General features: G+C 55.7%; 22 protein-coding genes. 15 read left to right on the top strand and 7 right to left on the bottom strand.

Annotated features, from left to right (window positions below; all coding sequences use genetic code 11):
• The 4 genes from SH467x_RS02695 (at position 1) to SH467x_RS02680 (ending at position 5,213) form a co-directional block, all read left to right on the top strand.
• Positions 1-2,508 carry a heavy metal translocating P-type ATPase gene (locus SH467x_RS02695; protein WP_482371333.1) on the top strand — a complete coding sequence of 836 codons (2,508 nt, stop codon included), beginning with the start codon at positions 1-3 and terminating at the stop codon, positions 2,506-2,508.
• Positions 2,505-2,651, top strand: coding sequence for a cbb3-type cytochrome oxidase assembly protein CcoS (gene ccoS / locus SH467x_RS02690; RefSeq protein ID WP_146676051.1), 147 nt, complete (start codon positions 2,505-2,507; stop codon positions 2,649-2,651). The genes SH467x_RS02695 and ccoS overlap by 4 nt, the downstream gene beginning before the upstream one ends.
• Positions 2,648-3,988, top strand: coding sequence for a hypothetical protein (locus SH467x_RS02685; RefSeq protein WP_482369753.1), 1,341 nt, complete (start codon positions 2,648-2,650; stop codon positions 3,986-3,988). The genes ccoS and SH467x_RS02685 overlap by 4 nt, the downstream gene beginning before the upstream one ends.
• A 106-nt stretch (positions 3,989-4,094) precedes the next feature.
• Positions 4,095-5,213, top strand: a complete 1,119-nt coding sequence (locus SH467x_RS02680; protein ID WP_482369752.1) for a two-component system sensor histidine kinase NtrB — start codon at positions 4,095-4,097, stop codon at positions 5,211-5,213.
• On the opposite strand, the gene SH467x_RS02675 is transcribed toward SH467x_RS02680, so the two are convergent.
• Complete coding sequence (locus SH467x_RS02675; RefSeq protein ID WP_482369751.1) at positions 5,194-6,858, bottom strand: hypothetical protein; 1,665 nt, start codon at positions 6,856-6,858, stop codon at positions 5,194-5,196. The two genes, SH467x_RS02680 and SH467x_RS02675, sit on opposite strands and share 20 nt — an antisense overlap.
• Before the next feature lie 123 nt (positions 6,859-6,981).
• Between SH467x_RS02675 and SH467x_RS02670 the strand changes: the two genes are divergently transcribed.
• Positions 6,982-7,326 carry a hypothetical protein gene (locus SH467x_RS02670; RefSeq protein ID WP_482369750.1) on the top strand — a complete coding sequence of 115 codons (345 nt, stop codon included), beginning with the start codon at positions 6,982-6,984 and terminating at the stop codon, positions 7,324-7,326.
• A gap of 720 nt (positions 7,327-8,046) precedes the next feature.
• Here SH467x_RS02670 and pepD read toward each other — a convergent pair.
• The 3 genes from pepD to rpsP all read right to left on the bottom strand — a co-directional run bounded on the left by pepD (position 8,047) and on the right by rpsP (position 10,866).
• Positions 8,047-9,579 (bottom strand): beta-Ala-His dipeptidase, encoded by a 1,533-nt coding sequence (gene pepD, locus SH467x_RS02665; RefSeq protein ID WP_482369749.1) that lies wholly within the window; start codon positions 9,577-9,579, stop codon positions 8,047-8,049.
• Between the two features lie 12 nt (positions 9,580-9,591).
• Positions 9,592-10,290, bottom strand: a complete 699-nt coding sequence (gene trmD, locus SH467x_RS02660; RefSeq protein WP_482369748.1) for a tRNA (guanosine(37)-N1)-methyltransferase TrmD — start codon at positions 10,288-10,290, stop codon at positions 9,592-9,594.
• Positions 10,291-10,545: 255 nt separating this feature from the next.
• Positions 10,546-10,866, bottom strand: coding sequence for a 30S ribosomal protein S16 (gene rpsP / locus SH467x_RS02655; protein ID WP_482369747.1), 321 nt, complete (start codon positions 10,864-10,866; stop codon positions 10,546-10,548).
• A 688-nt stretch (positions 10,867-11,554) separates the two neighbouring features.
• Between rpsP and SH467x_RS02650 the strand changes: the two genes are divergently transcribed.
• The 4 genes from SH467x_RS02650 (at position 11,555) to SH467x_RS02635 (ending at position 15,970) form a co-directional block, all read left to right on the top strand.
• Positions 11,555-13,012, top strand: a complete 1,458-nt coding sequence (locus SH467x_RS02650; RefSeq protein WP_482369746.1) for an ammonium transporter — start codon at positions 11,555-11,557, stop codon at positions 13,010-13,012.
• 133 nt (positions 13,013-13,145) lie between these two features.
• The gene (locus SH467x_RS02645) at positions 13,146-14,588 is read left to right on the top strand and encodes an ammonium transporter (protein ID WP_482369745.1); all 1,443 of its coding nucleotides are present in this window, start codon (positions 13,146-13,148) and stop codon (positions 14,586-14,588) included.
• A 203-nt stretch (positions 14,589-14,791) separates the two neighbouring features.
• Positions 14,792-15,592, top strand: coding sequence for a 4-hydroxy-tetrahydrodipicolinate reductase (dapB, locus tag SH467x_RS02640; protein ID WP_482369744.1), 801 nt, complete (start codon positions 14,792-14,794; stop codon positions 15,590-15,592).
• 9 nt (positions 15,593-15,601) lie between these two features.
• Positions 15,602-15,970, top strand: a complete 369-nt coding sequence (locus SH467x_RS02635) for a hypothetical protein (RefSeq protein WP_482369743.1) — start codon at positions 15,602-15,604, stop codon at positions 15,968-15,970.
• Between the two features lie 32 nt (positions 15,971-16,002).
• On the opposite strand, the gene SH467x_RS02630 is transcribed toward SH467x_RS02635, so the two are convergent.
• From SH467x_RS02630 to SH467x_RS02620, 3 genes are all read right to left on the bottom strand, one after another.
• Positions 16,003-16,566, bottom strand: coding sequence for an A24 family peptidase (locus SH467x_RS02630; protein ID WP_482369742.1), 564 nt, complete (start codon positions 16,564-16,566; stop codon positions 16,003-16,005).
• A gap of 47 nt (positions 16,567-16,613) precedes the next feature.
• Positions 16,614-16,748, bottom strand: coding sequence for a hypothetical protein (locus SH467x_RS02625; protein WP_256388124.1), 135 nt, complete (start codon positions 16,746-16,748; stop codon positions 16,614-16,616).
• Positions 16,749-16,872: 124 nt separating this feature from the next.
• Positions 16,873-17,049, bottom strand: a complete 177-nt coding sequence (locus tag SH467x_RS02620) for a Flp family type IVb pilin (RefSeq protein ID WP_482369741.1) — start codon at positions 17,047-17,049, stop codon at positions 16,873-16,875.
• 377 nt (positions 17,050-17,426) lie between these two features.
• Between SH467x_RS02620 and SH467x_RS02615 the strand changes: the two genes are divergently transcribed.
• The 6 genes from SH467x_RS02615 (at position 17,427) to SH467x_RS02590 (ending at position 24,925) form a co-directional block, all read left to right on the top strand.
• Positions 17,427-17,756 (top strand): tetratricopeptide repeat protein, encoded by a 330-nt coding sequence (locus SH467x_RS02615; RefSeq protein ID WP_482369740.1) that lies wholly within the window; start codon positions 17,427-17,429, stop codon positions 17,754-17,756.
• A 67-nt stretch (positions 17,757-17,823) separates the two neighbouring features.
• Positions 17,824-18,678 carry a sugar phosphate isomerase/epimerase family protein gene (locus SH467x_RS02610; protein ID WP_482369739.1) on the top strand — a complete coding sequence of 285 codons (855 nt, stop codon included), beginning with the start codon at positions 17,824-17,826 and terminating at the stop codon, positions 18,676-18,678.
• 162 nt (positions 18,679-18,840) lie between these two features.
• Complete coding sequence (locus SH467x_RS02605) at positions 18,841-19,656, top strand: SDR family oxidoreductase (protein WP_482369738.1); 816 nt, start codon at positions 18,841-18,843, stop codon at positions 19,654-19,656.
• Positions 19,657-19,737: 81 nt separating this feature from the next.
• Positions 19,738-20,820, top strand: a complete 1,083-nt coding sequence (locus SH467x_RS02600; RefSeq protein ID WP_482369737.1) for a PfkB family carbohydrate kinase — start codon at positions 19,738-19,740, stop codon at positions 20,818-20,820.
• Positions 20,821-20,877: 57 nt separating this feature from the next.
• On the top strand, positions 20,878-22,659 hold the full coding sequence (locus SH467x_RS02595; RefSeq protein WP_482369736.1) for a DNA methyltransferase: 1,782 nt from the start codon (positions 20,878-20,880) through the stop codon (positions 22,657-22,659).
• A gap of 154 nt (positions 22,660-22,813) precedes the next feature.
• Positions 22,814-24,925 (top strand): FAD-dependent oxidoreductase, encoded by a 2,112-nt coding sequence (locus tag SH467x_RS02590; protein WP_482369735.1) that lies wholly within the window; start codon positions 22,814-22,816, stop codon positions 24,923-24,925.
• Positions 24,926-25,177 lie beyond the last annotated feature (252 nt).

Here is a 25,177-nt window from a genome sequence, read left to right as displayed (position 1 = left end):
ATGGTGAACGTGGGACAAAACACCTTGAAAAAGAAGCATCAAGCTGCTTCGGTTCCCTGCGCCCATTGCGGTTTGCCATCGCAACCGGTGGGAGAGGGGGAAAGAGCGTTTTGTTGCAATGGATGCCGGGGGGCGTTTGCACTCATCCATGAGATGGGGCTCGAGGATTATTATGCCCTGCGTCCCCAAGCGGCTGGCGATTACGTTCGTGAGTCGGAGCAGCAGGTTGCGGCGTTGGCAGATTTGCAAGCTGCGGGGGTTGAGGTTCAGCATTTGCCCGGCGGGATGGATTGTGTGCGATTGAATGTTGAGGGGCTTCATTGCGCCGCTTGTTCTTGGTTGATTGAGCGGATGCAACCGAGCATCCCTGGGCTTCATTCCGCTCGGGTGCGAATGAGCGATCATTCGGTCGAGCTCATTTACGATCCCGAGCAAACGTCTGTCGCGCGTGTGGCCAGTCGATTGGCTCGGCTCGGCTATCCGTTGAGTCCTTGGCAAGACGATCCCGAGTTCGATACGGAAGTCATTCAAAGGCAACGAGAGCATTGGATAGGGATTGCGTTAGCTGCCTTTCTCGCAGCGAATGCGATGTGGATCGGGATCTCGCTTTATGCAGGAGAGGCGACCGGTATTTCGCGGGAGAACGAAGCATTTCTCCGTTGGGTGGGAGCGATTCTAGGGTTGTTGGCTGCAGCGTTCCCCGGTGGCATTTTCTTTCAGACGGCGTGGCATGCGGTCCGCAATCGAATTCCGCATGTCGACATTCCCGTCGCGATCTCGCTAGCCATCGGGACGATTGGATCGTTGGTCGGTGCATGGAATGGTTCTGGACATATGTACTTCGATTCGTTGGCCTCGCTGGTGTTGCTATTGAGGGTCGGGCGTTACTTGCAGTTTCGAGCGCAGTCGCAGGCGCGACACTCCATCAGTCGACTGTTGCGTTGGAACACCCATATCGCCAAGAAGCTGGTCGAGGGAGGGCGATTTGTCCCCGTTCCTGCCAGCCGATTGCAAACGGGGGATCGGGTGCAAATCGATCCAGGGGAGGTCATCCCCGCGGACGGGATCGTCGTTTTAGGAGAGAGTCAACTCGACACATCCCTCCTTACCGGCGAGACGTTGCCCGTGCCGATCCATTTGGGCGAGCGCGTGGTGGGGGGAACCATGAATCTTACTTCGCCATTAGAAGTCCTTGTCGAGGCGGCGGGTGGGAAGAGTCGGGTAGGAAAGCTTATGGCGATGGTGCGCGATGCGACCACCTATGAAACTCCTTGGATTCAAGCGGCTGACAAAGTTGGGAAATGGTTTGTCATCGTCGTCTTGATGCTTGCGGTGGGAACGTGGTGTGGGTGGGCGTGGGTTGTGAACGGGACGGTTGCCACGCAGCATACCATGGCGCTTCTCACGATCGCTTGTCCGTGCGCGTTGGCCTTGGCAGCACCCTTGGTCATCACGATTGCGTTGGGCCGCGCGGCCAAGAGACAAATTTGGATACGAGATGGGATCTGTTTGGAGAAGCTCGCGCGGCCTGGGATGTTATGGCTCGACAAGACGGGGACGTTGACGCTCGGGCGAGTGCATGTCCACGGTTGGATTGGAGACGATCGTTGGATTCCAATGATTGCCGCGGCGGAGGGGAAGGTGAATCATCCGATGGCGGCTGCGATCCTTCGCTATGCCGACGCCTTGGAGGAGACAAATGAGCCGCTTCGAGTGACCGAGTCCGAACAAGTGCAGGGGTTTGGGACGAAATGCCGCGTGAACGGAATCTTCGTCGCGGTGGGAAATGCTCGCTGGATGAACCAGCTTGGCTTTCCAGTCCCCCCCGGCCTTGTGGAGGCGGTTCAGAAGATTGCCAACCGAGGTCAATCGACCGTCTATGCCGTGGTCGATCAGGACATCGTCGGCGTGTTTGCGATGGGAGATGCGTTGCGGCCCGATGCGGTGGCATCGTTGCGAGGGATCCAAGGTCTGGGCTGGAAGCTTGGAATCCTATCCGGCGATCATCGCAGTGTCGTCGCTTCGATTGCGGAGAATTTGCGAGAGCATGGAGTTCGAATCGACGAGGTCCTAGGAGAGCAATCCCCCGAAGAGAAGCTTGCAAGAATTGAAAAGAGCAAGCGATCGGGGGAAGGGGTTGTGGTCATGGTCGGCGATGGTGTGAATGATGCAGCGGCTTTGGCCGCAGCGGATGTCGGGATCGCTGTGCGAGGGAACAGCGAGCAATCGCTCGCTATCGCACCGATTTACATAGCCAGTCAGAAGCTTACTTCGGTCGTCGATTTGTTGTCTGCGTCCAAGCAGGTTGTGCTAGGCATTCGCGGCTGTTTTATCGCATCGCTTCTCTACAATTCGATTACGATTTCGTTAGCCATGGGAGGATGGATTCATCCACTCGTCGCAGCGTTGTTTATGCCATTAAGTGGCATCACCGTGTTGGCTATGGCCTTTCAAAGCCGCGCCTTTCGAAGCAAGATTTCTACGCGAACCGCAATGGAGTCCCCATGAGCGTTTTGTATATCGCCCTTCCCGCCGCCATTTTGCTTGGGGCCGCTGGTCTGATTGGATGCTTGTATTGCATTCGAAGTGGTCAGTACGACGACCTTGAGTCCCCCTCCCTCCGCATTCTGCAGGACGATAACGAATCATGAAACGACTGCGATCCCTCTCCATCGCCGCTTGTCTCGTCGCATTCTTTGCCCCGATCGCTCGATCCGGCGACGAATTTGAGCATGCCCCTATTTCGTACTACGATAGCGAATCCAAAGACCCAGTCGCCCTTCTATGGAAAGAGATGGAGAGCGGAAATCGGAAATTGGAACCGGACGAAAATGGAGAGTACCTGCGACCGTTGCTCGATGCGCTGCGGGTTCCTGTTGAGTCGCAATGTTTGGTGTTCTCCAAGACGAGTCTTCAAATCAACCACATTTCACCTCGTACTCCTCGCGCTATTTACTTCAACGATTCCGTCTATGTGGGGTATGTTCAGGGTAGTTCGATCATTGAATTGACCGCGATCGACCCGCAGTTGGGGTGTGTCTTTTATACGTTCGAGGCTCCCACGTCGGACGGAGAATCGGAGAAAGACGGGAGGCAGGAGGACAACAGCGACGACGAGTACCCGACCATTATTCGAGATCGCGGACAGTGTTTGTCATGCCATGCTACGACGCGAACCGAACGGGTACCCGGTGTGTTGGTAAGATCGATTTATCCGGACAAGGCCGGGCGTCCTCGTTCGGGAGCGTCGAGTTTCGTGACCGATCATCGCAGTCCATTCATCCAACGATGGGGTGGCTGGTATGTCACGGGCAAGCATGGTGAGATGCGGCATTTGGGTAACCTCTTTGCTCTCGATCGCCAGAACCCGGAGCTTGTCAATCCGGACGCGGGTGCCAATTGGTCGACTCTTGCGAAGACCATCGATACGGAGCCCTATCTCCGGTCGACCAGCGATATCGTCGCATTGATGGTGATGGAGCATCAGACCCGCGTTCATAACCTCATCACTCGGGCCAATTACGAAACCAGGATGGCCCTCCACTTGGACGCCGCCATGAACCAAGCGTTGAACCGACCTTCCGATCATCGAAGCGATTCGACAAAAAGACGGATCGCTTCGGCCGGAGATGAATTGGTCAAGGGGTTGCTTTTCGCAGAAGAATTCCCGCTTGAAACGGCCGTGGGTGAGGATAGTGCTTTCCGCGAGCGGTTTACCAAACGCGGTCCTTTCGATTCCCAGGGGCGTTCTCTATACCAGTTGAACTGCCAGACGAGGCTTTTTCAGCACCGGTGCAGCTATCTGATTTTGAGCGAACAGTTCGATGCATTACCTTCACCGGTGATGGAGCATGTTCGGGAGAAGGTGAGCGCTATTTTGCGGGGGAAATGCGAGCCGCCTGAGGGGATGATCTGGGACGAAGCCAGTCGCAAAGCAACGTTAGCAGTCGTCGAAGCGGTCAAGCCTGGATGGTTGGGGGCGGAATAGCCAGCCGGCAATAACCGGTCTTAGACCGGTGTCCGCCGCGCCGAGCGCGACAGACAAATTGGTTCGTTCATGGGTTGGATGGGAATCAGAGGTTTGTGGCAAGCGTATGACATTGAAAAATGAACACCCCAATGAATTGGATTCCGCGTTGCTCGATGCGGTTTTGAACACCGCGGTGGATGCGATCGTAACCATCGACGCGCGGGGCAAGATTCTGCATGCGAATCGATCGGTGGAGAAGCTATTCGGCTACAAGCCACAGGATTTGATCAACCAGAATGTTTCCGTCTTGATGCCCGAGCCGGATCGTTCTCGTCACGATGGGTATGTGCAAACCTACAACGACACTGGCAAACGAAAAATTATCGGTATCGGTCGGCAAGTACTTGGGCAGCGAGCCGACGGGAGCCTGATACCGATCGATTTGGCGATCAGCGAAGTGCGTGTGGGGGAGCGAATTCTTTATACCGGGATCATGCGGGATATGACCGAGCGGCAGCAGAACGAGGCGGATCTGCTCGACGCTCAATTGCGGTTGATTCAAAGCGAGCGATTGGCTGCGATTGGACAAATGGTAACCGGGTTGGCCCACGAAAGCCGCAATGCCCTGCAGCGCTCGCGAGCTTGTTTGGATATGCTCGACCTCGATCTGCAAACCGCGCCTGAGCAACAGGACCTGGTCCGGCGTACGCGGTCGGCGTTGGTGGAACTGCAGACACTTTATGAGGAAGTCCGGAGTTACGCTGCTCCGATTCAGTTGGGAAAAACGAGGCAAATCGTTTCCGAACTTTGCCTGGACGTCTGGAACAATCTGAGCGAGGTATGGACCCCATTGCAGGCCAAACTGGTCCTGAACTGCGAAACCTGCCCGGCGATTTACTGCGACGCGGGGCGAATTTCGCAAGTCATTCGCAACATCTATGAAAATTCGTTAGCGGTTATTTCAACCAATAGCGTTCTTTACACAACCTGCCGACCGATTCGACATGGTACGCAGCAGTACCTCCAAGTCGCTTTTACTGACGACGGCCCCGGCTTAGATGAAGAACAGAGGCGACGCATCTTCGAGCCGTTCTATACGACCAAAACAAAGGGCACGGGGCTTGGTATGGCGATCTGCAATCGGCTTGTGGAGGCGCATGCGGGGAAGATCTACGTGGGCAATACCGAACACCGACATCCCAAAGCGCATGGTGCTGTCATCGTTATGGAGTTACCTGTGTGATCGGTGGCGGAATCAGGTCGACCGATTCCAGTGCCCGCATCGATGCGTAACGTTCTTGGACTTCGGCGGGTGCAACCCGAGGCAAGTTTTTCTCAAGCAGAATCGTTTCTAAGGTCTCAATCAGCCTTCGATACTTCACGCTTTGCAGCTCGTTCTCTTCTCCGATCGAGTCCGCTCTTTTTCTCTCTTCCATCCGTTTTTGATACGTCGCGTATTCCGGGAGCATTTCGATGTCCGCCATCCAAGTCATTTGGTCCCGTTCGTTCAACGCTTCGGATTGTTCCCAAGCATCAGGATCTTTCAAATCGGGTAATTCCTGCGCGATGGCCTCAAGCAATTCGCGGCGCCCAGAATTGAATCTTCCCCTGCGGTTAGGACCAAAATTGCGACTGCTGCGTCGGTAGGAGTCCAAACGATCTGCAAGGTTTTCAATCCGCTCGTCGAGATCGATTTCCAGCGATCGACACAGTTCTTCAATCACGCGTTGATGCGAACGCGAGGTTTCCGCCATCCACTTGGCAAAGGTGCCTTCGAAACGCTGTAGGTCTCCCATATCGATCGTCGAATTGGATTCGGTGTCGAGGTCCCCATCGGATTCCTGATCGGATCCCTTCGCGTCATCATCACGCGCGGCAGCCGGACCGTTTCGACGATAGCGGTCTCGTGCCAGAGTGTAATCTGGGATACGACTCCATGCACGCAGGAACAAGTCGCTACCCCGAAGTGGAATATCGATGGTATCTCCGTAGCAGACCGTGTAAACGAAGGCCTCTTCAAACGAGACGCGTTCATCCCCATCGAGATCCGCGTTATGGATAGGTGTTCCATTTCGCATTTCTCCGTAGATCGCACCCCAGAAGTAGCTGCTGAACTCCTCGTCCCGCTCGATATCCGGGCGGCAGCCTGCTGCTTGCAGATCGTATTGTTGGGCGTAGAAACCGACGCGAAGGTGGTCGGTCGGTTTCATTCGCTCGGAGATGTCGTCGAAGATGATGTTCGCGAACCCGCCCGCGTAGCATTGCGCCATCATCGAAATAACGGGGACATCTTTGGGGTAATCGTCGAGCCACTCCATCAATTGCGAAACAGGCAGGCTGCTCCCCCAGCACGCGATCCGGGTGTTATGGGGATTGCTTCGAGGGCCTGCAGAACCGTGGGCGGTGACATACAGGAAGACGCGATCCCCCGTTTGGACTTGCGAGCCGATGTTTCGAATGGCCCGCTCCAGTCGCCGGACATGGGTCGAACCCTGGACCTCGGGAACAGTGTGATTCCGGTATTCGATTGTTTGCGACGAGGCGGCTGGGCCCCGGCGGTGAAGACGGCGGAGAAGATCGAGCACTGGGGTGTTGGAGGGGGCGGAAGGAGCGATGACTTGCAAGTCGGCGTCGGGATTGTTGCCATCCGCGAAGAAAATGGAGACGTCGCGGTCAGCGGAGGCTTTGGTTGCAAGAACTTTATTGAGGAACAAAACGTTGGCCTCCATGGAGGCTTGATTCTGCTCTTTGTTGGGGCCCCCACCGATGACGAGGAAATAGTCTTTGGCGTTTGAAGGGAGTGGGGACGCGAGCAAAATCCCTAGGGAAGCGACGGAAAGCCAGGATCGGGAAGAGAAACGCTGGTAGGAAGCAATTTTTCGATGCATGGACAAGTCACTCCGCGCATGGCATAGGAAGACCGCTGCAACCCATGCAACGACCGAATTCGACGCAATGCATGATAACCCCTCGCCCAGCCTTGGGTTTCGGAGAAGTGAGAGGCGAGGAGCATGGAGCATGGAGCATGGAGCATGGAGCAGGGAGCAGGGAGCAGGGAGCATAGGGCGAGGGGCATGGGGCAGGGAGCATGGGGCAGGGAGCATGGAGCATGGAGCATGGGGCAGGGAGCAGGGAGCAGGGAGCAGGGAGCAGGGAGCAGGGAGCAGGGAGCAGGGAGCAGGGAGCAGGGAGCAGGGAGCAGGGAGCAGGGAGCAGGGAGCAGGGAGCAGGGGGCAGGGAGCAGGGGGCAGGGAGCAGGGAGCAGGGAGCAGGGAGCAGGGAGCAGGGAGCAGGGAGCAGGGAGCATGGGGCATGGGGCATGGGGCATGGGGCATGGGGCATGGGGCGAGGCGTAATGTCGAACGTTCTTCTCTTTTTGTCCTGAAAGGACTCGAGCCATTAGCCGGGGGTTGAGCGTATGCGATACCCCCGGTGGATTCCCCAAGGATTGAGCATCCCGACGGGATGCAAGCCGCACGCCTGAACATCTTCGTGTTGTTAATCGAGATGCGTTCTATCGCAAGGAGGAACAACAATCTCGATCAAGCCATCGCATTGCTTTAATCCCTTCGGGATAGAAGAGGGTGTGGGGGGGACCGGGGGTGTCGCTCGCGCTCAACCCCCGGCTACAAGCTTTGATCCTCTCAGGATCGATTATAGAACCGTCGTCTCGACGGTTTCTTTTGGCTGAAGGCCATACACAAAATGGCCTCGCCCGAACCGTCACGATTCCGGGGGGTACCAAATGGGCGACGATCTTGCATCCGGTCGAAGGCGTGGTGGCGTACGACGGTTTTGTTGATGGCTTTCAGCCAAAAGAGCCGTGTGGTGGCGTTGGTCCTAGGGCGTTGCTCTAGGCTACGGTGTGCATGCCCTTCAGCCAAAAGACCCACGCCGGTCGGGGACCGTTTGCTATTCACCACTCACTTTCGCGTTATCGGGCTAGTCGATTCGCCGATAGCATGCAAGCGGGGGGAAGCCGTCGAGGACGACGGCTCTACATTGGCCCCTCGCCCCTCGCCCCTCGCCACTCGCCACTCGCCACTCGCCACTCGCTACTCGCCCCTCGCTACTCGCTACTCGCTACTCGCGCTGAGGCTTTCGAGGATGGCTTCTACATATCGGTAGGACTTGGCGACCGACGAAATGCTAACTCGCTCTCCGACGGCGTGGTTCCCCTTGATGGTTGGCCCAAGCGAGATGGCGTGGAGACCCGGGATCTTCTCCACCAAGAGACCGCATTCTAGACCGGCATGTACGGCATGTACTTTCGGCGTTTCACCGAACAAGCGTTCGTAGGATGTGACTGCGGCTTGAAGGAGCGGGGAATCCAATTGGGGTTTCCAACCGGGGTAACCGTCCGCGACCAAGGTCTTTGCGTTGGCCAATTCTGCGATCGCGACGATAGAATCCGAAACATCGGACAGCGCCTCCGGGGTCGTGCCTCGAACGCTACAGACTATTCGTCCCGGCTTGTTCGGACCCAATTCGATGATCGCCATGTTGCACGACGACTCGACCAACACAGGGAGCTCGGGAGTCATCTCGCAGATGCCCGTCGGAATGCTCTGAGCCATTCGAAGGAAGAGGGCTGAGTGGACTGTCGATAGCACAGCCAGGTCTTGGGGCAGCTCGCTGGTTTCCATGTGAAAGTGAATCGGGTTGTCGCGATGCGAGTACAATCGATCGAAGCTTTCGACAATTATCTTCGCGGCATTCTTCGCGGCCGAAAACGCGTTTTTACCCATAACAAAACGGACGACGCTTTTGTCTGGAATCGCGTTGCGACGGCTTCCTCCTTGCCAATCGGATAACTGAATGGGGGAGTGGGATTGAATCGCATGCAGGATGCGAGCGACCAATCGGTTGGCGTTCGCGCGACCTTGATTGATCTCGATTCCGGAGTGCCCCCCTTTAAGACCATCGATCTTCAGCTGAACGAGGCAGAGTTCTCCCTGTTGCGAGACCGATTCCCAGCCGCCGTCCCATTGGACTTCGACATCGCGACCTCCGGCCGATCCGATCGTGATCTCGTCGTCTTCCTCGGTATCGATGTTGAGAAGGAGTTTACCGGTGAGTCCGAGTTTGGCCGGGTCCATGCCGATAGCACCGGTCATTCCCGCTTCTTCGTCGACGGTGAAAAGGAGTTCAAGCGGGACAGGGAGGTCGTGCTTTTCGGCTAGCGCCATCATCATGGCGACGCCGATACCATTGTCCGCGCCCAGCGTCGTGTAGGGGGCATTGATCCAATCGCCGGTTGGATTGGGAATCAGCCGTTTCTCCCGCTTCGGATCGACTTCTCCGCGTTCCAGGGGGATCTTTCCATGGGCAGCGTCCGCACCCTGCGAGTTTCCTTCCTCGGTCACCGAAACGATATCGACATGGCATTGCAGGATTACAGGGGGAGCTGCAGTCTTGCGCGCTGCGGGGACGTGGACGCACAGGTTGTTCACGCCATCCCGCTTAGCGGTCCGGCCCAGCTTCAAGGCCCACTTTTCGATGTGATCGATCGCTGCACCTTCGTTTTTGGAAGGACGAGGGATTGCTACAAGATCGAAGAAATGCTCCCAAACCGAATTGGGTTCGGGGATCGGAAACGAAGGCTTCATAGACAACTCATGTCAGGTAGGGGGCTTGAACAAGTCGCTGCGCCGATGCAGAGTTTTTTGGCGGGACTGGTCCTCTCGCCAAGCGGCAATCTTTCCATGATCGCCGCTGAGAAGGACTTCGGGAACAGGGTGTCCGCGGAATTCTGGCGGTCTGGTGTATTGCGGAAACTCCAGCAGCCGATTGCCGCGTGAGAACGAGTCATCCCAGGAACTTTGCTCGTCTCCGAGCACGCCAGGAATCATCCGTACGGTGGAGTCGACGACAATCATCGCAGCGACTTCGCCCCCGTTGAGGACATAGTCGCCTACACTCAGTTCGAACGGTTGGAGGATGTCAATCACCCGTTGGTCGAAGCCTTCGTATCGCCCACATAACAGGAGGATGCGGCCTGACTGCGCCATGCTCTCCACGCGAGGTTGTCGAAGCGGTTCGCCTTGCGGGGTGAGGAGTACAACGAGTCCAGGTTGGTCGGCCATCCGCTGGACCTCTTCGACGCAATGGACCACCGGTTCGACGCAGATCAGCATCCCCGGACCTCCCCCGTAGGGCCGATCATCGATCTTGCGGTGCTTGGTATCGGTCGACCAATGCCGCAAATCGTGGACAACGATCTCGATCAAACCCTTGGTAATGGCTTTGGCGAGCAAACTCTGCGTGAGATACCCCGAAAAGATCTGGGGGAAGAGGGTGATGATGTCGATCCGAAGCATCGTGATACCGACCCAAAAAAACAAAAGCACGAGCGGAAAGCTCGTGCGTCGGGGCGAGATTGTAGAACGAGCTGCAAACGGAACGCACGGAGCATAACCGAGCTAGCCCCCTGAAAATGTCGGGAGGCCTTCGTTCTATGCACTACGACTGCCGGTCTGAGGCCGACTGTAGCCAATCCACCGGTCGGAGACCAGTTGCTACACAGGCATCGATCGAGACCGGATGTTGGTATTTGTGCAGAGCCTGGAGAGAACCTAGCTCTGAGCAGCAGCTACCGGCTTGCGACCAAGGCGAGTCAGGGCATCGGATTGTTTATCCAAATGCGTCCCTTTGGACCCGTATTTGGCGATCAAAACGACTGCATTCTCGCTGGGTTGGGCGCCAACGCTCAACCAATAGTCGATTCGCTCGCCCTTGAGGATTGCACGGGCATCCACTTCCTTGCACATCGGATCATAGTGGCCCAGCTCTTCCAAGACGCGGCCGTCGCGAGGACTTCGTTGATCAATTGCGCACAAACGATAGAAGGGGCGGTTCTTGCGACCCAATCGCTTCATTCGAATTCGTACCGACACTGTTTTACTTCTCCGTCAACAACTGAAAAATGGGAGGCGAGATAATAATCGGTCTTTGAAATCCTGACGAGTCGTAATTTGCAAAAAAGTTGAGAGTGCCGAGTGGCGGGATTGAAACTCGCAGCTAACGCATCCCCCCGTTCCGACAACCGGACTGTCCGGGAGCCCCTGCGCGGATGACCCAAGAGCGATCAGCCGTACCCCGATCTCTATACAGCGATCCTCGTCGAGCGATCGAACGAAAATGCGCCATTCCCTATCGGTCAGCCTCCCCAAAACTCCGGTGTTTTCGGCGGTTGCCTAACGAATAGACAGTCAATTGGCGGAAGGGAAATGTCGCGCTGAGGGCAAATGACCCGCCCCTGATTCGGGTAGTGTTCCGCAGACGGTCGCTAAAGGTCGTTCAAGGAGGGTTTCGCCTCCCCAGCGTGAGTTGTGTGTATGTTGCTAGGCTTTTCAGCCGTCGCCTCTTTTTTGCGCACCCGTGGAATTGTCCATTAAGTTTGAAAGTTTTTTCAATTTTTTGGCCTTCAAAAATGCTGGCCTTTGCGCAAACGGCGGTTTACACCCCATTGAATGGCCTCCTTTTTGCTATCAGCGGGAGTTGGCCCGGGATGCGTAATCTCTCCGCACCCGCGCAACGAATTTACGCACCGTGAGAGAATGTTGCTCGAAGGCGGAGATGCAGATGAGTCGATTTATTTTAGGTCTCGTACTCGGGGTGGTTTGCCTTGGTACGTCCGGAATTTCGCAAGATGCGGTTTCGGAGCAGCCGGTTGTCACCGCGCCCTCCACACCCGCTCCCGCCGAGGCGGTAGTGGAGTCGACGGGGAGCGAAGCGGCGGCTGAGGGAACGCCTGCCCCGGCGGGTGAGAGTCCTGAGGCAGCGGCAGACGCTAAGAATGACTCGACCGCGAATTTCAGTTTTGCGATCAACAATTTGACTTTGATGTTTTGCGCGGTGTTGGTACTCGCGATGCAAGCTGGTTTTGCAATGGTAGAAGTCGGGTTGAACCCAGCCAAGCATGCGGTGAATATTCTGTGCAAGAACACGCTCGACTTGGCTGTTGGAGTTCTCCTTTATTTCGCGATTGGCTACGCGATCATGTATCCGGGTTTTTCCGCGGATGGTGGCGAAGGTGAGTACTTCCAAGTAGATAAGAATCGCATTTTCGCCATCACACCCTGGGACGGGGCTGCGGCATTGCACCCGCAGGTGGATTTCTTGTTCCAAGTGGCGTTTGCAGCGACTGCTGCAACGATCGTTTCTGGGGCTGTTGCAGGGCGAATGAAGTTCATCGCTTACTTGATTTACAGTGCCGTCATCACGGCGTTCGTTTACCCGGTGAGCGGCTCTTGGAAATGGGGATACGGATTCCTCCATGACATGGGGTTCCATGACTTTGCAGGGAGCGTTGTCGTTCATGCTTGTGGTGGATTCGCAGCGCTGGCTGGAGCGATCGTTCTTGGAGCACGAACAGGGCGATTCACCAAGGATGGACGAAGCATTCCAATGCCGGGGCACAATTTGAGTCTCGCGACGCTAGGCGTTTTCATCCTTTTGGTGGGCTGGTATGGGTTCAATCCTGGCAGTCAGCTGGCCTTCAACAACCACGCGAACGTGGGCGTTGTGATGACGGTAGCAACCAACACGACGCTTGCTGCGGCTGCTGGGGGCGTTGTCTGTCTTATTGCTGCTTGGGGAATGTTCGGAAAGCCTGACTTGACGATGGCGTTGAACGGAATTCTTGGCGGGTTGGTCGGTATCACCGCGAATTGCGATTGTGTGTCGAACGTGAGCGCCTTGATCATCGGAGCGATTGCGGGAGTTGTTGTGCTCGCTGGTATCGTCGCCTTGGAAAAATTGAAGATTGACGATCCGGTTGGGGCGTTTCCCGTTCACGGGTTGTGCGGGATTTGGGGATGCTTGGCCGCCGGGATCTTCGGAGGGAAGCCAATGGTCGCTCAAATTACGGGAACCGTGGTGATTGTCGCTTGGGCGTTTCTGACCATGTTGGTGTTGTTCTTGATCCTCCGAGCGATTGGTTTGTTGCGAGTTTCCCCAGAGGATGAGATGGTTGGGCTTGATCTGTCCGAGCACGGCATGCACGCCTACGGTGCTGAAGGAGGTTCGCATAACAAGTAATCGATCGATTTGATTTTCCTTCAACGCGGCGTGCATTGTTGCGCCGCCACAAACGATAGAATGATCGACTTGCTCTCTCCAGGTTGGTTGTTCCTCGAATCCAGAGAGACGTTAGTTCTAGGCGGAGAAAGTAATGTTTCGGTTCTTAAGTTATTGCGCTTTGTTTGGTTGCTTTGCGTTAAGCAACATTGGTTTGGTTTTAAGTCAGGAGGCTGCGGCCCCTGCGGAGCCCGCGCCTGTTGAGGCGGCGGTTTCACCAGCGCCGGAAGTCACCGAGGTGGTGGCGACGGCTGCGTTGAATCAAGGGGATCAAGCGTGGCTGCTTACCAGCTGTGCCTTGGTCCTTTTGATGAGTCCTGGCTTGGCGTTCTTCTACGGAGGCTTGGTCGGTCGAAAGAATGTGTTGAGCATTCTAATGCAGTGTTTCATGTGCATGTGCCTCATCACCATCCTCTGGACGGTTTGCGGATACAGCATCGCGTTTTCTGGTGAGGAGATTGGCGGAGGATTCAGTGGTAATCCTCTCACTCACTTCATGCTTGCGGGAGTTTCCGAAAGCGCACCGTTGCAACCTGCCAAGGAAGCGACGTTGGGGATTAGCCAACAAACGTTCATGGTTTTCCAGATGATGTTCGCGATCATCACTCCCGCGCTGATTGTGGGTGCATTCGCAGAGCGTATGAAGTTTATTGCGTTCTTGGTGTTCACTGGCCTGTGGTCGTTGATCGTTTATTCCCCGGTGGCGCACTGGGTTTGGTACGGGCCAGCGCATCCGATTTTTGGTTTGGGTGCATTCGATGATACGGCAACCCCAATCGGAGCGCTCGACTTCGCAGGTGGAACCGTCGTACACATCAACGCAGGGGTAGCCGCTTTGGTGGCCTGTCTCGTTATCGGACCTCGCCGCGGATATCCTGCGCAAATCACACCACCGCATAATCTGCCATTTGCCGTTCTCGGTGCAGGTCTGTTGTGGTTTGGTTGGTTTGGCTTCAACGGCGGTTCGGCTTTGGGAGCGAGCGATCAAGCGGTTCGAGCGTTCGTTACCACCCAAATCGCTGCTGCGGCTGCTGGATTTACTTGGTCGATGATCGAATTGATCCGAAATGGTCGCGCGACGGCACTCGGGATGATCACGGGCTGCGTTGCCGGTCTTGTTGCGATCACCCCTGCTGCTGGTTTTGTGACTCCCGGTTCCGCGTTGATCATTGGAGCGGGCGGAACCATCATCAGCTACATCTTCGTCGCCTATGTCAAACCTGCGATGAAGTACGACGATTCGCTTGACGTTTTCGGCGTTCACGGGATGGCGGGGATTTGGGGAGCGATTGCGACCGGTATCTTCGCGATGAAGGGTTATGGAGTCGACAAGGCAGGGGGGTTGATTCATGGCAATTCGGCCCAAGTCACCGAGCAGGTGATTGCAGTAGCCGTGACCATCGTTTACTCCGGCGTTGTCTCCTTTATTTTGCTCAAGCTCATCGACTTCACCATCGGTCTTCGATGCACTGAGGATTCCGAGAAGATGGGGTTGGATTTGAGCGATCACGCAGAAACCGCCTATACGGTTTCGTAAGCAGATGCTGTCGACCCAAAGTCGACATGAAAGTAACTGAAATAGTAGAAGGGCGGCTTGAAAGAGCTGCCCTTCGTCTTTTTCGGTGCTCGCCACTCCCCTGGCCTACCCTCTGAACTCCGGTACATTAAGGGATTGCGGCGCTTTGGGATCGAGCGTCGTTCCAGCATTTTCTTTTCCCTCGCACATCGGGGCTTGTTGTTATGTCGACTCCTTTGGAGCTGGTAATTCATGGTGCCTCGGGCCGCAACGGCAAGAGATTGATTGCGTTAGGGTCCAGTGACGCAGAGTTGAAGTTGGTCGGAGCCATCGTCCGCCCCAACTCGCTTCATCTGAACGTGGATGCGGGAGCGCACGCCGGGGTGGAGCCAATCGGATTGCCGCTATCGAGCCAATGGCCAGAGCGTGCCGATGCGGCGATTGATTTTTCTTCCCCGGAGGGCTGTGCAGGCGCCATTCATGCTTGCGTGGAGCGGAAGATTCCCCTTGTCGTCGCGTCGACCGGGTTGACGCCCGCACAAGTTCTCGAGGTGGAAGAAGGGGCCCGGCATATCCCGATTTGTTATGCCCCGAATATGAGTGTTGCAGTGAATCTCACCATGAAGCTTGTGGAGTACGCGGCCAAAGCGCTGCGGGATGTGAGTGGCGGTGCGGATGTCGAGATCATTGAACGGCATCATCGATTCAAGGAAGACAGTCCCAGCGGAACGGCTTTGAAGTTCGGTCAAATGGTTGGGCAAGCCATGGGGATTACCGAGCATGTTCACGGCAGGTATGGTTTGTGTGGCAAGAGGCCTCACAACGAGATCGGGTATCATGCTGTCCGCGTCGGCGATGATGCGGGGCAGCATACCATCGTGTTTGGCATGATGGGGGAGACCATCGAGCTTCGCGTGGCTGCATCCAACCGCGATTGCTATGCGACCGGAGCGATTGCAGCGGCCAAGTGGTTGGTTGGAAAACCAAACGGCCTGTATAGCATGTTCGATGTGTTAGGGCTTTAGGAATCCGTGATGGCGCGATGCGATCAAGGGTACTTGTGCAAAGTTTGTGGTGAAGAAGTCGAGCACATCACCGACAGCGATCTGTATTTGCGCTACGTGCTGGGAGAGGTCGATCCCGAGTTATTGCACTTAGAGCCAGATTGTCATCTTCGGTGCATCCCAGCGCTCGCTCAATTTATCGCGGATGCAAGATTCGATCCGGTGCGATGCGACCATGCGTTCTTTGCCAAAGAGAATTTAGACAGCGCGTATGTGGTGAGTCGGACCCAAGCGGTAACGTTGGCTTACCAGCGGCTTTGGGAGATTCGGAGTGAAAGGCGAAAACCTCTCACGGTCGTGGAGTATCCATTGCCCGGGGCAGTCGAGCGTTGGAAGTAGGCTCATGTTTCGTGCAGAGAAGTCCCAAGGTCTTACAGGTACATGCCTTGGACGGCAAAGTAACCGAGGGCAGCGATCGTCATGGGGATACCGTAGGGAAGTAAGAACATGCGAGACTTCCGTTCGGCGGCACGTTGGTAGAGCGCTTCGGCGTCTTTGACTTCTACGAATTCCCCGAGAAGCATCTTGAATTGGTTGTAGTGTTTTCGCCATCGGCCCGTGTATGCGATCATAGCCAGCGCCATGATTCCGCCGACGATTGCCGTTGCGGCGAAGATATTCCAGGTATGTTCTGCGTGAACCCAAGCGCCGATACCGGCGAGGAGTTTGACATCCCCTGCCCCCATCCCGCCGACCATGTAGAGGCCGTAGAGGAGAGAGAGGCCAAAGAAGGTCGCGAGAAGACTCCATCCCAGACCGGGCCAGCCACCTGCTATGTAGCTATAGATCCAGCCGGTAGCAATCATGGGAAAGGTGATCCAGTTCGGAACTTTTAGCTTCCAACCGTCGATGACTGCGGCAACGACCAACACGATGGAAACAAACCAAATGTGCCAGTTTGAAATCACGCCATCCATCCAAGTATTTCCGTTCATCACGCACTCCCGACAATATCAACTTTCGAGGCCTTGAATTCGAAGACTTACCGCGGTGCGAAGAGCCACGCGGCGGCGACAGCCATCAAGGTGCCGGCAAAACAGATCATTTCCCACAAGCTGCTAATTGCTTCAACAGGTAAAAACGTGTGGTCCATGGCTGCCTCCTTCTGGTCTGTCATTGCACCAAACCGGTGAATTGCACGGAATCAATCCATGCAACTCCCGGAGTTGGTGTTCAACAAGGATAGGATTGCTCCTATACGTCCGGCGAATCATCGCAAGCGACTCTCGCCGGTTGGGTAACTAGGTACCCAACTGGTTTGCAACGTTGGTAAACGTCGAGCTTGCGTTCTTACCGATGCTGGTAACAGCGGTCAAGCAAACGACGATGATCAACGACAGCATGACTGCGTATTCCACCGCGGTTGGTCCGTCTTCACTCTTCAGGAATCGCTTCAACTTCAAGGCGAAATTCTTCATGGTACTACCCTCCGACAGGTAAACTCGGCGAACCGAGAACTAACAAATTGGCCCTCGAGATGGAGTCTGATTTCATCGCCACGAATTCAGCTTTCCCAGGGCAACCGTGCCACCGTAGCGGCAAGCGTCTCAACTCGAAAACGCCACTCGAAACTTAGGACAGGAACAGGAGCAGTCAAATTTTGCGGCCTGGAATATTTAGGAAATCTTGGAAGAATCGAGGGATTGAGAAAACTTGACTGCGCCGGGCGTCTCTATGTAGCGAATGTGAGTGTTGCGCCATGAATCCGCCCCTGGAACCCTATCCCGTTTCCAGCGAGTTCCGCTACAATCCCGGTTTACGTCAGTTGAACCCTCCCACCCGTTGCTCAACCACTATGACCACCGTCAACGAACGATTTCGCGAAGCGGAAAAGCTAAAGGACTCGGGACAAGTCGATGGGGCGAAGGAGCTCCTCCTTTCCATCATCGAAGAGACTCCAGATCACGTGCTGTCTCACTTGACGCTCGCTCGCATTTACACCCAGACCGGTGAGCATCTGGCAGCGGTCAAGCATGCCGAGGAAGCTTGCAGACTCGAGCCCAACGAAGCATTCAACTTCACCATTTTGAGTGTGACCTATCAAAAAGCTTGGGCGGGAACACAGGATACGCGATTCATTCGAGCGGCCGAGGATGCGATGGCTCGATCGCAGTCGCTTGGGTAGCGAGTTTGCTAGACCTGTCACCTATTCTCCCCCTTCTATTACCACATCCCACCGAACGGAATTCGAAATGACTCTTCCTCCATGGTCCCTCGGCGTCTTCACCAGCATTGATGCAGGTTTGGGTGTCCGGCTTGAAGTCGCTCGAGAACTTGGTATTCCTTCGATCCAGCTCCATACCCCCCACGCCGAAGGCCGGACCCCAGCCGCCGCGGAATCCTTTCTCAAAAAGCTCGAAGAAGCGGGCATCGAATTGACTTGCGTCTTTGGCGGGTTCGAAGGGGAGAGTTACGCGGACATTCCGACGGTCGAGAAGACTATCGGCTTGGTTCCGCCCGATACGAGGGCTTCGCGGTTGGTAGAAATGAAGGAGATATCGGACTTCACTCGTTTGCTCGGTTGCACCGTCATCGGGCTCCACGTCGGGGTGGTTCCGCACGATCGCAATTGCCGAGAGTATGCCGACGTGATCGAGGTAACGCGCCAGCTGTGCGACCATGCCGCCTACAATGAACAAAACGTTCACTTGGAGACTGGCCAAGAGTCGGCCGAGGCGTTGTTGCACTACATCGACGATGTATCGCGAAACAATTTGTTCATCAACTTCGACCCCGCCAACATGATCCTTTATGGAACCGGCGAACCGATTCCCGCTTTAAAGCATGTGGGAAAGTATGTTCGGAGCGTTCACTGCAAGGATGGAACTTGGAGCGATCAACCCGGCGTGACATGGGGCCGCGAAGTACCGCTAGGAGAAGGTGATGTGAACATCCGCGAGTACCTACTCGCTCTCAAGGAAATCGGTTACACGGGGCCTTTAACGATCGAACGAGAAATTCCCCAAGAGCCCGAGCGTCAGAAGGCCGAGGTCCTGCACGCGACGACTCTCCTTGCACAGCTGCGAAAAGAGATCCTCGGCAGTTAAATGCAGATTAGTTAAGCACCAGCTCAGTTAAGAACAAGTCACTTAAGCACCGTTCAAAGACCGGACGCTAGCGAGTCGCGGCCGAAATTCGATTTGCGATCGACCGCAGGGCGCTAGCCCCCGGTTGCCACCCTCGTCCATTCCACAGAGAAGGCTACATCCATGTCGACCCCCAACTTATTTCATTTGAAGAACCAAGTCGCAGTGGTCCTTGGAGGGACCGGTAGTTTGGGTGGAGCGATGGCATCTGCTCTCGGCAATGCCGGGGCTCGGGTTGCCATTCTCGGTCGGAGCGCCGAGCGTGGGATGCACCGAGCGGAGCAGATTCGAGCAGAGGGAGGCGAAGCCGTATTTCACTCTGCCGATGCGCTCCAACGCGAGTCCCTTACGAAGGCACGCGATATCATCGAACGAACGTTGGGCCCGGTCGATATCCTGGTCAATGCGGCAGGAGGGAATCAGGCCAAAGCGACTTTGCAACCAGGGGACGATTTTTGCCAGCTCCCCCTCGATGCTTGGAATAGCGTCTTCGATTTGAATCTCATCGGTGGAACCATTCTTCCGTGCCAAGTGTTCGGCGAGACCATGGTGGTGCGAGGTGCAGGGAGCATCATCAACATCGCATCGATGTCCGGAATCGTTCCCCTTTCCCGCGTGGTGGCTTACTCGGCAGCGAAGGCGGCCGTGATCAATTTCACCCAATTCATGGCGAGGGAATGGGCACCGCGTGGGATTCGAGTGAATTGCATTAGCCCCGGATTTTTCCCTGCGGAGCAGAACCAAGGCTTGCTTTACAACCAAGACGGAAGTCTTTCGCCTCGTGGCCAGCAGATCATTGACCATACGCCGGCTGGCCGATTCGGGTACGCCCATGAGTTGTCGGGAGCGGTGATCTTCCTGGCTTCCTCGAGTGCTTCCTCCTTTGTCACAGGCCATAACTTGGTTGTTGACGGTGGATTTTCCTCGACAACAATCTAGCCCCCAGTTAGCAACGACTTTCACAGTTGGCAACGACTTTCAACGTAAGATTTCGCCTCATTCCCCTTGCTGGAGTTCCCCATGGCTCAGTTATCCATTCGCAAAGACGCTTGCGATCTCGACTTCCTCTCCCTCGGCGCACTCGTTCATCGATTGGATCCAGGCATCATCCCGTTTCGCAAGGCGAAGTCGTTTGAAGTGCATGTGTCGGGTGGAGAGTACAACGTTTCCGCGAACTTGTCGGACTGCTTTGGATTGAAGACCGGTGTCGCAACCGCCATGGTGAACTACGGCATCGGCGAATTGGTTCAAGGCAAAGTTCAGGAGATGGGAGTGAAGCCCATCTACAAGCATTTCGAGCACGACGGTGTCCGCGGTCCGAATATCGCGACCGTCTACAGCGACCGGGGCCTCGGCGTCCGTCCGCCAGTCGTCTTCTACAATCGCTCGAATGAGGCGGGGGCATTGCTCAAGCCCGGGGATTTCGATTGGAAAAAAATCTTCGCCAGCGGTGTGCGATGGTTCCATTCCGGTGGTATTTTCGCGGCGCTCTCCGCCACCACATCTGAATTGATTATCGAAGGGATGAAGGCGGCCAAGGAAGCGGGGGCTGTCACCTCGTTCGATTTGAACTACCGAGCCAAACTTTGGGCTCCCATCGGGGGGGCTTCGAAGGCGCAAGAGCAGATCAGCAAGATCGTGCAAAACGTCGACATGCTCGTGGGGAATGAAGAGGATCTTCAGAAGGGATTGGGGATCGAGGGGCAAGATGTCGAGTCGAAGTCGTCGTTGGATCCCGAATCCTTCTTCACCATGATCGAACGAGCTGTAGAGAAGTTCCCGAACGTGAAAATGGTGGCGACGACACTTCGTGAAGTTCACTCTACCAACCGACACGAATGGGCTGCGGTTCTCTGGTATGACGGAAAGCGTTATGTCTCTCCGACTTGCTCGCTCGATGTGGTCGATCGCATCGGTGGCGGCGATGGCTTTGCTGCCGGTCTCATCTATGGCATGTTGGCTGGCAAAGAGCCCGAACAAGCCTTGCGACTCGGCTGGGCGCACGGTGCATTGCTCACCACGTTCCCAGGGGACACGACCATGGCCCGATTGCCGGAAGTCGAAGCCCTTGCGAAGGGTGGCTCGGCTCGCGTTCAACGCTAGTCTGCTAGCGTCCGGTTCTTACTCGGGGAGTCGTCTCCACGGAGCGATGGTTGAGCGATGTCGATCGAATTGCCGGTGGCCCCTTGGGGTAAAATACTCAACATGGACTGCGTCGTGGGATTGCAGTCCATCGCGGACGCTTCGGTGCACCTGGCATTTGCCGATCCACCGTTCAATATCGGTTACGACTACGACGTTTACGACGATCAGTTGGAATCGAATGAGTATCTCCAGTGGTGCGGATCATGGATGCGGGAGCTGCATCGCGTCCTTCGTCCCGATGGCACGTTTTGGCTTGCGATCGGTGACGAGTTTGCAGCGGAGTTGAAAGTCGAGGCTTGCCGAGCGGGGTTTCATCTTCGTAGCTGGGTGATTTGGTACTACACCTTCGGCGTGCATTGCAAAAACAAATTCACCCGGTCCCATGCCCATCTCTTCTATTTTGTAAAGGACAAGCGAGCGTTCTGTTACCATCCCGAGGCGATCGCCGTCCCATCGGCTCGGCAGTTGATTTACAACGACAAGCGTGCGAATCCCAAAGGGCGTTCTCCTGACGATACTTGGATCCTGCGCCCGCAGGACTGTCGCGATGCTTTTCAACCGAATGAAGACATATGGTACTTTCCCCGTGTCAACGGGACGTTCAAAGAGCGCGCTGGATTTCATGGCTGTCAGATGCCCGAGCAATTGTTGGGGCGCATCATCCGCGCTTGTTCCAATCCGAACGACATCGTCGTTGATCCCTTTTCCGGGAGCGCGACAACGCTGGTCGTTGCTAAGAAACTGGGTCGGCAATTCGTTGGATTCGAACTCTCGAACGAGTATTCCGCGCAGGGGACCGCGAGGTTGGAACGAACGGAGGTGGGAGATCGGCTCGAAGGAGTCGAGGATCCCCGGGCGAGTGTCAAGTCGGTAGACGAAGTCCAGTTGAAACGAGCTAACAGGAAGTCCAAAGGGAGAGTCTCCCAACAGATCGATGAAGGTTTCTTGCCGGGCTTTTTTGATACCGTTCCGATGGAGACACAGGCCGAGGTTTTGGCCACTGCGTTTCGCCGCGCTTCCAAAGGTTATGCTTTGGAGAGGGTGCTTCTCGATCCGCATTTGAATCAAGCGTTCCAATCGCAATGCGATCAGTTGGGGGTTTCAGGTTTAGCGGCCGAGCGAAATCGCAGTCTGTTCCGTCTTCGATATGAAGGAATGTTGTCGGCTTATCTGGATGCACCCACTGGTTCGCCATCCACCGAGATTCATGCCGAGGCGCGCGCGCCGTTGTCGTGGTCTTTCGCGGATCCGTTCCTTCATGCTTCCGAAATCGCTTGGCGTCGAATCTCCGATCGTTATCCAGAATCGACACTGGAAGAATTGTTTTGCGATCCTGCGATCGCGGAACTTTTTGATCGCGATGCGATGTGTTTGGCTCGCGGTTTCAACCCTCTCGACTATCGCCTGGGAACGTTGCTTCTGAGGTACGAGTGGAATCTGGAGCAGCAGCGAGCGGACGAAGCCAGGAACGAAACCACGGACGAAGCGATCCAATTTGAGTCTGTTCCTTTTTCAGAGTTGCGAGCCGACGCGTTGCCTTCCACTTGTGGTGTATACCGTTGGGTAAGCACCCAGGGAGAGGTGTTGTACGTCGGTGCAACGGAATGTTTGGCGCGGCGGTTTCAGTCGCACTTGGCCGATGATTCCGTCGAGATCCTCGCGCGATGGCTTGGACCGCTATCGGGAGTCGAAGTCCAGTGGAGTACACGGGGGTATGACCGAACCAGACCGTTCCAGTTCGTCGTGAGTGCGGCGCATCAGGCTGGATCTATTTTCAATGTGGCATTCCCCCGGTAATGACCGGTAATGACCGGTCTCCGACCGGCGTATCTGTTCCAATCGGTCTCGGACCGGTATTTCCCCCCACTTGTTTTGCTCCTGCTATGCCGTTCGGCTAGACTAGGTGCCATTCATCGCATTCCATCCTGCTCTCCCCTCTCCCCTCGAACTTATGAAAATCGTCGTTTGTCTTTTGTCTTTGGTGTGCTTCCTGCCGTTGGCAGGCTCCGCTCGCTCCCAAGCAGCTGCCCCGCCAGTGCGCGAGGCAGACGTCGTTGTCTACGGAGGGACATCCGGGGCGATCACAGCAGCGATACAAGCGAAGAGGCTGGGGCATTCCGTTCTCGTTGTCTCTCCCGACAAGCATCTTGGAGGATTGACTGCGGGTGGTCTAGGGTGGACCGATACTGGAAACAAAGCGGTCATCGGAGGTTTATCGCGGGAGTTTTATCACCGTGTTTGGACGCACTATCAAAAGCCAGAGGCTTGGAAACATCAGCCTCGAGAGTCGTATGGGAACCAGGGGCAAGGGAACCCGGCGATCGATGGCCAACAGCGGACGATGTGGATCTTTGAACCGCATATCGCCGAGACCGTTTTCGAAGACTGGGTGAAGGAAGAAGGAATTGAAGTCGTCCGCGAAGCTTATTTAGATCGTTCTTCAGAGGGTGTCGTCAAAAAGGATCGAACGATCGAGTCCATCCGCACGTTGGATGGAACCGTTTATCGAGGGAAGGTCTTCCTCGATGCCACCTACGAAGGGGACTTGATCGATGCGGCTGGCGCGTCTTTTCATGTCGGTCGCGAAGCCAACGCGCAGTATGGGGAGGATTGGAATGGTGTCCAAGTAGGAGTGCTTCACCATCGCCACCACTTCGGCATTTTCAAAGAAGGTATTAGCCCTTACGTGGTTCCTGGGAATGCACAGAGCGGATTGCTTCCCAAAATCAGCTCGGATCCACCGGGTCAGTACGGTGCCGCCGATCATCGTGTTCAGGCTTACTGCTTCCGAATGTGCTTGACCAATCACGCTCCCAATCGCGTCGCCTTTCCCAAACCAGAGGGCTACGATCCAAAGAACTATGAGTTGATGCGGAGGGTGCTACTGGCGGGTTGGCGCGAGGGGTTTGCCAAGTTCGATCCGGTCCCCAATTTCAAGACCGACACGAACAATCATGGTCCGTTTAGCACCGACAATATCGGGATGAATTACGATTACCCAACCGCAAGTTATGAGCGGCGTAGAGAAATCATCGACGAGCATCGGCGGTACCAACAAGGGCTCATGTATTTCTTAGCGAATGATCCCAATATCCCAGACGATGTACGCAAGGTGTTTTCCGAATGGGGATTGGCGAAGGATGAGTTTGTTGACAACGGCAATTGGCCCCATCAGCTCTATATTCGGGAAGCCCGTCGTCTCGTCGGAGAAATGGTCATGACCGAGAACGAGATCCTTAAAAAGAATCCCGTGATGGACTCCGTCGGCATGGGTTCGTACACCATCGACTCCCACAATGTGCAGCGTTATGTCACTCCCGATGGATTTGTTCAAAATGAAGGAGACATCGGAGTCTCGACCCGCGGGCCCTATCCTATATCCATGCGTTCGCTCATGCCGAAGAAGGGGGAAGTCGCCAATTTGCTAGTACCGGTATGCGTTTCCAGCTCGCACATCGCGTTTGGATCGATTCGGATGGAGCCGGTATTCATGATCCTTGGCGAGTCCGCTTCCTCGATCGCTTCGTTAGCGATCCGCAACAAGACCGATGTTCAATCGGTATCCTACGAGGACCTTCGGCCGCTGTTGCTCAAAAACGGTCAAGTGCTTGAGTACGAGGAGAAGTTGCCCGAGGATATCGCGGTGTCGTCTTTGAAAGGGATAGTCGTCGACAACAAGGACGCGACCTTGACAGGTCACTGGGCATCGAGCCGCAGTACGAAGCCTTGGGTGGGTGTCGATTATCTTCACGATGCCGATGCCAAAGTACCGGAAAGCACGGCCGAGTTCGCGACGAAGATGCCGCTCAAGGGCAGGTACCGCGTTCGCATGGCCTACTCTGCAGGGAGCAACAGGACCCAGCGTGTAACCGTCGAAGTCCATCATGCAGCGGGCGTAGCCAAAGTGGATGTGGATCAGACCAAGGCGCCTAGCGAGAAGCCTTGGGTGGATCTCGGCGAATTCACGTTCAACGGGAGAAGCGTTGGCAAAGTGAAAATCACCAATGCAGGAACTTCAGGCCACGTCGTCCTCGACGCAGTCCAATGGCTTCCCAGCGAGTAACGCAAGCCACGTTGCGTATTTCCTTCGCGCAGAAACGGTCGGGGACGACCGTTCGACAATGCAGCTCCTCGCCACTCGCTCCTCGCCCCGCGAACTTCCCTGATCGGCTGCGAAGATTCCTCTAGCGTTGCTGGGGCCGAATTCGTATTGTCGAGCGATCACCGACGCAGCGCACGCGTACGTCTCGACCTTCCTTTCCGTCGATGGGAGGGCCCTTCCGCCGATGGGAGGGTTGTCGCGGGACTTCGCCGT

Source organism: Brakhagea slesvicensis, assembly GCF_052161625.1.
GTDB lineage: Bacteria > Planctomycetota > Planctomycetia > Pirellulales > Pirellulaceae > JBKCUI01.
The sequence above is the reverse complement of the archived record's forward strand: the minus strand, read 5'-3'. Positions and strand labels throughout refer to the sequence as shown.